At 72.6% G+C, this 6,537-nt stretch carries 4 protein-coding genes; all 4 read left to right on the top strand.

The window, feature by feature from the left end:
* Positions 1–995 precede the first annotated feature (995 nt).
* The 4 genes from IEJ02_RS04505 (at position 996) to IEJ02_RS04490 (ending at position 6,273) form a co-directional block, all read left to right on the top strand.
* Positions 996–2,750, top strand: coding sequence for an alpha-L-fucosidase (locus IEJ02_RS04505; protein ID WP_223863319.1), 1,755 nt, complete (start codon positions 996–998; stop codon positions 2,748–2,750).
* A gap of 95 nt (positions 2,751–2,845) precedes the next feature.
* A complete protein-coding gene (locus IEJ02_RS04500; protein ID WP_014060726.1) occupies positions 2,846–3,088 on the top strand; it encodes a hypothetical protein in 243 nt (80 codons plus the stop codon).
* A 374-nt stretch (positions 3,089–3,462) separates the two neighbouring features.
* Positions 3,463–4,437 carry an acyl-ACP desaturase gene (locus IEJ02_RS04495; protein ID WP_137977973.1) on the top strand — a complete coding sequence of 325 codons (975 nt, stop codon included), beginning with the start codon at positions 3,463–3,465 and terminating at the stop codon, positions 4,435–4,437.
* A gap of 21 nt (positions 4,438–4,458) precedes the next feature.
* Positions 4,459–6,273 (top strand): SEL1-like repeat protein, encoded by a 1,815-nt coding sequence (locus IEJ02_RS04490; protein ID WP_223863318.1) that lies wholly within the window; start codon positions 4,459–4,461, stop codon positions 6,271–6,273.
* The last annotated feature ends 264 nt before the right edge of the window (positions 6,274–6,537 follow it).

The raw sequence follows: 6,537 nt of genomic DNA, 5'->3' as shown, positions 1-6,537 counted from the left end.
CCCCGCACCGGGGCTGCGCCCCCGGGCCCCGCACCGGGGCTGCGCCCCCGGGCTCCGGGCTGGGGCTGCGCCCCAGACCTCGTACCGGGGCTGCGCCCCAGGCCCCGGGCTGGGGCTCCGTCTCAGGCCCCGGGTCGGGGCTGTGCCCCAGATCCCGTACCGGGGCTGTGCCCCAGGCCCCGGGTCGGGGCTGTGCCCCGGGCCCCGTACCGGGGCTGTGCTCCAGACTCCGGGTCGGGGCTGCGCTCCAGGTCCCGGGCTGGGGCTCCGTCTCAGGCCCCGGGTCGGGGCTGTGCCCCAGATCCCGTACCGGGGCTGTGCCCCAGGCCCCGGGTCGGGGCTGTGCCCCGGGCCCCGTACCGGGGCTGTGCTCCAGACTCCGGGTCGGGGCTGCGCTCCAGGTNTGCCCCGGGCCCCGTACCGGGGCTGTGCTCCAGACTCCGGGTCGGGGCTGCGCTCCAGGTCCCGGGCTGGGGCTCCGTCTCAGGCCCCGGGTCGGGGCTGCGTCCAAGACCCCGTACCGGGGCTGCGATGGGCCCCAGGCCCCGGGCTGGGGCTCCGTCCCAGGCCCGTACCGGGGCCGCGCTCCAGGTCCCGGGCCGGGGCTGCGCCCCAGACCTCGAAATCGGGGATGCGCCCCAGACTCCGGGCCGGGGTTCCACCCCAAGTCCCGAAACCGGGCTGTGCTCCAGATCCCGAAACTGGGGCTCCGTCCCAGACCCATACCGGGGCTGTGCCCCTTCCCGCAGCCTCGATGTGCGGCTCTGCCGTGTGGCGGGGCTTCGCCCCAGGTCCCGGGGTCCAGGGGCGGAGCCCCTGGTATCGGGAAGGGGCGGGGAGGGGAAGACTCGCCGGGCACCCCGTCGTGGCTGCCCCGCCCCATAGGTTGGATCTCTGCCATGTGCGGTCTCCCCAGAAGACCTCGCCTCTGGCAGTCTGTCATGGACACCGCCATAGAGATCCGATCAATGTCGATCGGAGAGCTGGAGGGGACCATGGCCCGACCTCTGGCCGGAACGCCCGGCACCCACCGAACCCGCGGACGGCGGCGTGCGCTGCTCGCGCTCCGCGCCCTCGCCCTGGCCGCCCTCGCGGCCGCCGCCGTCCCTCCCGCCCCCGCACAGGCCGCCGCGCAGGCCGCTGCGCAGGCCCCCGCGCGGGCCGGATGCGAGGGGCCCATCACCCCCGCCCCGCAGCAGGTCGTCGAGGACTGCGACACCCCCGCCCGCATCATCGACAAGGCCGCCCACACCGTCCCCACCGCCGGACAGCGGGCCTGGCAGCAGCGTGAGGTCACCGCCTTCACCCACTTCGGCATGAACACCATGACCGGCCGCCAGTGGGGCTCCGGAGCCGAGGACGAGAAGCTCTTCGATCCGCCCGAGCTCGCCATGGACCAGTGGATGCGGGCGTACAAGGCCGCCGGCGCCCAGCAGGTCATGCTCACCGCCAAGCACCACGACGGCTTCGTGCTCTACCCGAGCCGCTACACCGACCACGACGTCGAGGCCAGCCCCTGGTGGACGAAGGGCCCCGGCGGCCGGAATCCCGACGGCGACGTCCTCGGCGCGTACGTCAAGGCCGCCCGTAAGGCGGGACTCAAGGTCGGCGTCTACCTCTCGCCCGCCGACGGCGCCGAGTTGCCGCACGCCTGGCACGCCCAGTGGGTCGAGAAGATCCGCGAGAAGCAGGAGAACGGCGAGGAGCTGTCGGTGCCCGAGCGGATGGCTCTGGAGGACGGCGACCGCGCACCCGCCGGCCAGGGCCGCTACGGCAACGGCAGCAAGCCCACCGAGCGCACCATCCCCACCCTCGTCCCCGGCGACGACCGGGTGGACAAGATCGCCTCCGGCGCGCTGCCCACCTTCCGCTTCGCCGCCGACGACTACGACGCGTACTACCTCAACCAGATCTACGAGATCCTGACCCAATACGGCCCCATCGACGAGTTCTGGCTGGACGGCGCCAACCCCTGGGGCGGTGCGGGCGTCACCCAGCACTACAACGTCAGGAACTGGTTCGAGCTGATCCACGCGCTCTCCCCGAATTCGGTGATCTTCCAGGGCGCCCAGGGCGTGCGCTGGGTGGGCAACGAGGACGGCATCGCCCGGGAGACCGAGTGGTCGGTGACCCCGTCCGCGGTCGACCCGTGGACGGTCATCGGCGGCGGGCTGCCCAATGACTCCACCGACGCCGACATCGGCTCGCGCGCGAAGCTGACCGCGCCGGGCGTGCGCTATCTGCAGTGGTACCCGGCCGAGGCCGATGTCTCGATCCGCCCCGGCTGGTTCCACGACCCCGCGGAGCGGCCCAAGACCCCCGACCAGCTGATGTCGCTGTACGAGCGCAGCGTGGGCCGCAACGCCTCGCTGCTGCTCAATGTGCCGCCCGCCAAGGACGGCCGGATCGACGACGCCGATATGGCCTCCCTTACGGCCTTCGGCAAGGCCGTAAGGACGACATACGGCACCGGCTCCCGGCCGGCCCCCGGCCATCCGGTCACCTTCGACCGGGTGCGGCTCGGCGAGGACATCCGTCAGGGGCAGCGGGTGGAGGAGTTCACCGTGCAGGCCCGGGTGGCGGGGACCTGGCGGGACATCGCCTCCGGGACGACCGTCGGGGCCCGGCGCATCCTTCCGCTGGCCGCGCCCGTCACCGCTGATGGGCTGCGGATACGCGTCCTCGCCTCCCGCGCAGCGCCACGGTTGCTGCCGCCCACGGTCCACCTCAGCGAGGCGGGCCGCCGCTGAGCCGACGATCCCGGGGCGGTGTCATGGTCATCTCAGCACCGTGTTAAGGCCACCCCGGGCACGCGGCGCCGAGGGGCGTCGGATAACTTGAGTCCGTGAGCAACAAGGTCAAAAAGAACGCCGTGCGCGCCGGTGCAGTCATCGCCGCGACGACGGCGATGCTGCTGATGTCGTCCCCCGCGTTCGCGCTCACCCGCGACGACGGTGACGACCCGGGTCCGGGCCTGAGTGTCGCCGAGACACTGGGTCTCTATGTCGCTGCTCCGATCATCCTGTTCCTGGTGATCGCGGGTCTGGTGATGGCGGGAGACAGGAAGTCCCGTAAGCAGACCGACTGACGCGATCGATCGACGAAGCGCGCACGCCGCTGCGGAGCGCCCCGGCCATCCGGCCGGGGCGCTTTGTTGTGTACGGGGCGGGTCGCTTTCCGGCCATGCCCGCCCCGTCGCCCCGTCGCTCCGGCCGCGCCCAGTCCCGTCGCTCCGGCCGCGCCCAGTCCCGCCGCCCCGGCCGCGCCCCGGCCCGTCGTTCCAGCCGCGCCCCAGCCGCTCTCCATCCCGTCGCGCCGGATCGCCAAGTGGGGGCGGGTCACGCCGAGTTCACCGCGTGCCATCCACACGCCCTGGCCTGTTTATTTTCGCTTTAACCTACGGTGTCGTAACCTACGGGCCCGTAGGTACAGCCCGTCGCCCCCGTCCCCTGGAGCCCCACCGTGACACTTGCCCCCGCCCACCGCCACGGTCAGGCCGTCTGGAGCGACACCCAGCTCCTGTACGCACTCGAAGAGGTCGTCGAGACCGAGCTCAACCGGCATCTGAAGGTCGCCAAGGAGTGGATGCCGCACGAGTACGTCCCCTGGAGCGACGGCCGGAACTTCGACGGAGTCATGGGCGGTGAGGCATGGGCGCCCGACCAGTCCAAGGTCAGCGAGGTCGGCAGGATAGCGCTCGTGGTCAACCTCCTCACCGAGGACAACCTCCCCAGCTACCACCACGAGATCGCCACCCTCTTCGGCCGCGACGGCGCCTGGGGCACCTGGGTGCACCGCTGGACGGCGGAGGAGGGGCGCCACGGCATTGTGATGCGCGACTACCTGCTCACCAGCCGCGCCGTCGACCCGGTGCAGCTGGAGCGGTTCCGCATGGCGCACATGTGCGAGGGCTTCGAGTCGGACAACCAGCACAGCATGCTGCACACCGTGGCGTATGTGGCCTTCCAGGAGCTGGCCACCCGCATCTCGCACCGCAACACCGGCCATCACTCCGGCGACCCGGTCTGCGACCGGATGCTGGCGCGCATCGCCACCGATGAGAACCTGCACATGATCTTCTATCGGAACCTGCTCGGGAAGGCGTTCGAGCTGGCCCCCGACCAGACCATGTGTGCCGTCCGTGATGTGGTGGTCAACTTCCGCATGCCGGGCCACGGAATGCCCGGTTTCGAGCGCGCCGCCGCCCAGATCGCCATCGGCGGCATCTACAACCTGCGCATCCACCACGACGACGTCCTCCAGCCCGTGCTGCGCTTCCTTAAGGTCCTGGAGATCGGCGGGCTCGGCCCGGAGGGGCTCAAGGCGCAGGAGGAACTGGGGCTCTACATGGGCGGATTGGACGATCAGGCCACCAAGTTCGACGAGCGGCGCCAGGCGCTGCTGGCCCGGCGCAGGGCCCGTGCCGAACGGTCGTGATCACTCTGGCACCATCGGGTGATGGTCGAACATTCATCGCAAGATGCGGCGGTGGATCCGGAAGCCGAAGCGGCCCGGCTGAGGGCCGCGGCGGCGGCCGGGAAGCCGGGCGCGTACCGGGCCTACGCCGAACTCCTCACCGGATGGGGCCGCTTGGACGAGGCCCTGCCCTGGTGGGCCAGGGCCGCCGACGCCGGGGACGCGGACGCCTCGCGCACGCTCGCGATCTGCCATAAGGACCGCGGCGAGTTCGCCGAGGCCGAGCGGTGGTACCGCACGGCCGCCGATCGCGATGGCGGCTGTGCGTTCGGTCTGGCCCGGCTGCTGCAGGAGGCCGGTGACACGGCCGGCGCCGAGCGGTGGTACGCGCACGGTGCCGCGCTCGGCAGCGTCGAGTGCAAGACCAACGGCGCCGTGCTGCTGGCCGCCCGCGGCGCGTGGGACACCGCCCTGGAGCGGCTGGCCGAGGCGTCCGCCGAGGGCGACGACGTCGCCGCCCACAGCCGCCGGGCCATCCAGAACATGCTGAGGGACCTGGACGGCTGGCGCGCGGCCCTCGCCCGGGCGCAGGCCGAGGGCGACCCCGAGGAGGCGTACGAGGCGCTGCGCGAGCTGCTCGACCCGGAGCGCAAGGCGATGTTCGAGCGCTACCCCCGGATGGTCGCGGAGGCCGAGGCGCTGTACGCCGGGGCGGCCGCGGTCGGCAGCGCCAAGGCACTGGTGGACCAGGCACTCTTCATCGCCCGCGACGACGGCCGCTGGGCCGAGGCCCGCGCCCTCGTCGAACGCGCCCATGAGCGGGGCTACGACGGCGCGGCGTACGTCCTCGGCGTCTGGGCGGAGGAGAACGGCGAGCTCCGCACGGCCGAGGAGTGGTACCGCACGGCCGACGAGGCGGACGGCGGCCACATGTGGGCCTGCTTCAACCTCGGGGTGCTGTGCGTGCGGCAGCGGCGGCTGGAGGAGGCGGAGCGGTGGCTGCGGGCCACGGGGGTCGACGGTGTTGAGGCGGGGGTCGACGGTGTCGAGGCGGGGGTCGACGGTGTCGAGGAGGAGGGCCGGGGTCCGTTCGACGAGGGCGAGGAGCGCATCGTCGCGGCGCTTCGGGACATCGCCGCGATCCGCGCCGACCCCGAGCGGATGCCGCCCGCCGAGTGGGAGGAGCGGCTGCCCGGGCTGCGGGCCCGCGCCGAGGAGGGCGGCTCGGACGCCTGGTTCGCGTACGCCGACGCGCTGGACCGGCTGTACCGGCTCCCGGAGGCCGCCGAGTGGTACCGCAAGGCGGGCACTCCGCGCGCCCTGCTCGCCCTCGGGCGGATGCTGTACGAAGGCGGCGGCGCCAAGGGGCTGCGGATGGTGCCGTACTACGAGCCCGCGGCGGCGGAGGGTGACGCCGGTGCGGCGTACGACATCGGCCGGATCTACGACGAGGCCGGGGACCGGCGGACCGCCCAGATCTGGTTCCGCCGGGCGGCCGACCTGGGGCATGGGCGCGCCGCGTGGTGGCTGGGCTGGACGTCGGAGGAGCGCGGTGGGGATCCGCAGCACGCCGAGCGGTGGTATGTGCGCGCCGCGCGCAGCGGTCTTGTTCCGCCCGCGTTCCTGGCGGGGCGGAGCATGGTGCGGCGGGGGGCGTGTGCGGAGGCGGAGCCGTTGTTGAGGATGGCGTGCGAGGGGGAGCACGAGGAGGCGCCGTACTGGCTGGCGGAGGCGTTGCGGGGGCTGGGCCGCACGGAAGAGGCGGACCGCTGGCTCCGCGTGGCGGCTGAGGCGTACCCGGATGTCCTGGCCCAGTACGGCGAAATGGCCCGCCTGGCCATACGAGACCCTGGCTGACCCAGCATGGTCACTGAAGAAGGGATTGTCATCTGGCCCTTTGGGCTGTCCGTTTCGTGCCGCGGGCGATGCGCACAGCCGTCAAGGTGATGGCGGTCCACATGATCAAGGTTTCGGAGCGCTGGACCAGCCGTTCGCCGCACCCCTGTCGAGCCCCCGTCGCGCCACTTGCGATCATGGTCCGGCCAGCCCGGTGCGTGCGACAGCCTCGACCCGGGTAAAGGAGATAGCCATGTCCCCCGCTCTCCCTCCCCTGTTCCACGT

The organism is Streptomyces sp. 5-10 (genome assembly GCF_014712245.1).
Taxonomy (GTDB): domain Bacteria; phylum Actinomycetota; class Actinomycetes; order Streptomycetales; family Streptomycetaceae; genus Streptomyces; species Streptomyces violaceusniger.
Note: the sequence above shows the minus strand (reverse complement) of the source record. Positions and strands in the feature narration are given on the sequence as shown.

Coding starts and splice junctions, on each gene's coding strand:
- IEJ02_RS04490 (WP_223863318.1), top strand. CDS start 4,459: ATGGTCGAACATTCATCGCAAGATGCGGCGGTGGATCCGGAAGCCGAA.
- IEJ02_RS04505 (WP_223863319.1), top strand. CDS start 996: ATGGCCCGACCTCTGGCCGGAACGCCCGGCACCCACCGAACCCGCGGA.